Origin of the sequence: Streptomyces bobili, assembly GCF_002154575.1 — a bacterium.
In the GTDB taxonomy this organism is placed as follows: Bacteria; Actinomycetota; Actinomycetes; order Streptomycetales; family Streptomycetaceae; genus Streptomyces; species Streptomyces bobili.
In genome coordinates, this window is sequence record NZ_MUBA01000368.1 from 1 (window position 1) to 2,445 (window position 2,445).

Annotated in this window: 3 protein-coding genes; 2 read left to right on the top strand and 1 reads right to left on the bottom strand. The window is 71.3% G+C overall.

The annotated features are described in order from the left end of the window. Window positions 1-588: bifunctional DNA primase/polymerase (locus tag BZL64_RS26760; protein ID WP_086771745.1), on the bottom strand; the 588-nt coding region annotated here is incomplete at its 3' end. Between the two features lie 369 nt (window positions 589-957). Between BZL64_RS26760 and BZL64_RS26765 the strand changes: the two genes are divergently transcribed. Both BZL64_RS26765 and BZL64_RS26770 read left to right on the top strand, forming a co-directional pair. Continuing rightward, entirely contained in the window at window positions 958-1,272 is a 315-nt protein-coding gene (locus BZL64_RS26765; RefSeq protein WP_086771743.1) for a hypothetical protein, read from the top strand. A 228-nt stretch (window positions 1,273-1,500) separates the two neighbouring features. Further along, window positions 1,501-2,427, top strand: a complete 927-nt coding sequence (locus BZL64_RS26770; protein ID WP_086771744.1) for a bifunctional MaoC family dehydratase N-terminal/OB-fold nucleic acid binding domain-containing protein — start codon at window positions 1,501-1,503, stop codon at window positions 2,425-2,427. Window positions 2,428-2,445 lie beyond the last annotated feature (18 nt).

Consider the following 2,445-nt stretch of genomic DNA (forward strand, 5'->3'; position numbering starts at 1 on the left):
GCGGGCGGGGACGAGGTGGGCCGTGCCGGGGGCGGTGGCGTACACGCCGTGCTCGGTGCGGGAGCCGGGGCCGACGAGGTAGCCGCCGGCGCCGCGGATGTCGATGCCGGGGGCGAGGCGGCCTGCCGAGTTGGGGACGACGACGTCCGGGGGGCCGGTGAGCCAGAGGTGACGGCCGCCGGAGGGGGTGAGGACGACGACGGTGGGCGGGATGGTGAAGAGGTGGCGCAGGGCGAGTTCGCGCAGGGCGGTGGTGGAGTCGGTGCCGGACTTGGTGTCCAGGTCGACGCCGACGAGGTGGTGCGGGGGGAGTCCGCAGGCGATGCCGTAGCCGGTGGACCAGGGGGCGGCGGCGAAGAGTTCGCGGATGCGCGCGGGGTCGGTGCTGGCGTCGTACACGCCGTGGCCGGGGCGGCCGCAGGCGCCGTGGCAGGGCGGGGCCGTCGGGTCGTCGCGGTGGGGGGAGCGCAGGGCCGGGAGCTTGGTCCGGGACAGGGGGATGACGGCCAGGCCGCGGTCGGCGGCCGACAGGGCATGGGCGAGGGCCAGCGTGGTGGCCTGCCGGGGGTACCGGTCGGTGGTGGCCATGGATCCAGTTTCGTACGTGCGTTCGAAAAAGGGAAGAGGGTGAGGGGGTGGCGTGCCGAGGGAAGTGTGGTCGGCCGGGAACGTGCCGGAACGCTTCGCCTCTTGTGGGGCCTGAGGTGTGGATGCCCGACTTGCCGGGGGTTGAGGTGGCACGGGTAAGAAAAGTGGTGCTAGGGGTTTATCGACTTGTCATCACGCTTGCGTGCTAATCATGGCTTCGAGGGTGGTTCGAGGGGATTCGGTGGGCAACTCTGGTCTCGCGACGTCGTCACAGCACCGGGGCGGTCGGCCAACTTCCCTGGTGAAAGCCGTACTTCTTGAATCGTCCGGTCACGAGCCGGTGCGTAGTCCCCGTTCTGGAGGAACAACATGGCAAGCATCCGTACCGCCCGCGTCATCGCCGCCGTCTCCGCCCTTCCGCTGGCAGCCGCTCTGTTCACCGGCGTCGCGGCGGCGGACAACGGCGCCATCGCGGACGACGGATCGAACGCGGGTGTCGCGAGCGTCGTCGGCAGCGGCGTCGGGCACGACAACAACGGCAACTCGTCCACCACGCAGCAGAACGCCGTCGGCTCGGGCGCCTCGAACCAGAGCAACACCGCGCAGGTCAACGGCTCCGCGTTCACGGCCATCAACCAGGGGAACAGCAACGTGGCCGTCAGCTTCACGCCGCTCTGGTGGTGATCTGAGGGGACCGGCGCCCCGGCGCCGGTCCCCTCCTCTCCTTCGCGCTGGGTGCTCTGTGGGGTGGGAAACGCGTCTGCGCGGCGGTGCTTCGGCGCCGCCGCGCGGACGTTTTCGCGTGGAGGGCGCGCGCGGGCGTTCGGCGCGTTCGGAAGCCGGTGACCTTGACATCGCCATCGACCTGACGGACAGTCAGAAACCCTCGACGCAGGGGATGGTGTGGTGAGGATGAGCAGCGGCACGGAAGGCGTACGGGAGGCCCGGAATGCCCTGGAGGCCCGGCTGAAGGCCTACGAGGGAAGGCCCGCCACGACCGCCGGAGCCGGCCGCGATCCGGTCAACGCGCCCATGATCCGCCACTGGTGCGAGGCCATCGGGGACACCAACCTCGCGTACACCGGCCCCGACGCCATCGCCCCGCCCACCATGCTCCAGGCCTGGACCATGGCCGGCCTCGGCGGCCGGGCCGGACGCGCGCCCGCCTACGAGGAGCTGCTCGCCCTCCTCGACGAGGCGGGCTGCACGGCCGTCGTCGCCACCGACTGCGAGCAGGACTACGTCCGTCCCCTGCGCCCCGGTGACGAGATCACCTTCGACACCGTGATCGAGTCGGTCTCCGGCCGCAAGACGACCAAGCTCGGCACCGGGTACTTCGTCACGACCCGCACGGTGGTGCGCGTGGCCGGGGAGCCGGCCGGCGTCCACCGCTTCCGCATCCTCAAGTACGCCCCGGCGCACCGGGAACCCGAACCGGAGGAGCGCCGACCCCGCCCGGTGATCAACCGGGACAACGCCGGCTTCTGGGAGGGCGTGCGCAGTCACCGGCTCCTCATCCAGCGCTGTACCGCCTGCGGCACCCTCCGCTTCCCCTGGCTGCCGGGGTGCGCGAGCTGCGGGGCGCAGGAATGGGACACCGTCCAGGCGTGCGGGGAGGGCACCGTGTACTCGTACGTCGTGATGCACCACCCGCCCTTTCCCGCCTTCTCGCCTCCCTTCGCGGTCGGTCTCATCGAACTCGCGGAGGGCGTGCGGATCGTGAGCGACGTGGTCGGGGTGCCGTACGACAAGGTGCGCATCGGGATGCCGGTGCGGCTCGAATTCCGGCGGTACGACGAGGAGCTGGTGCTCCCTGTCTTTCAGGGGGTGGCCGCGTGAGCCGGGGCGGGCGGGTGA

Excerpts from the sequence above, each read along its gene's own strand:
- BZL64_RS26765 (WP_086771743.1), top strand. The coding sequence starts at position 958 with ATGGCAAGCATCCGTACCGCCCGCGTCATCGCCGCCGTCTCCGCCCTT.
- BZL64_RS26770 (WP_086771744.1), top strand. The coding sequence starts at position 1,501 with ATGAGCAGCGGCACGGAAGGCGTACGGGAGGCCCGGAATGCCCTGGAG.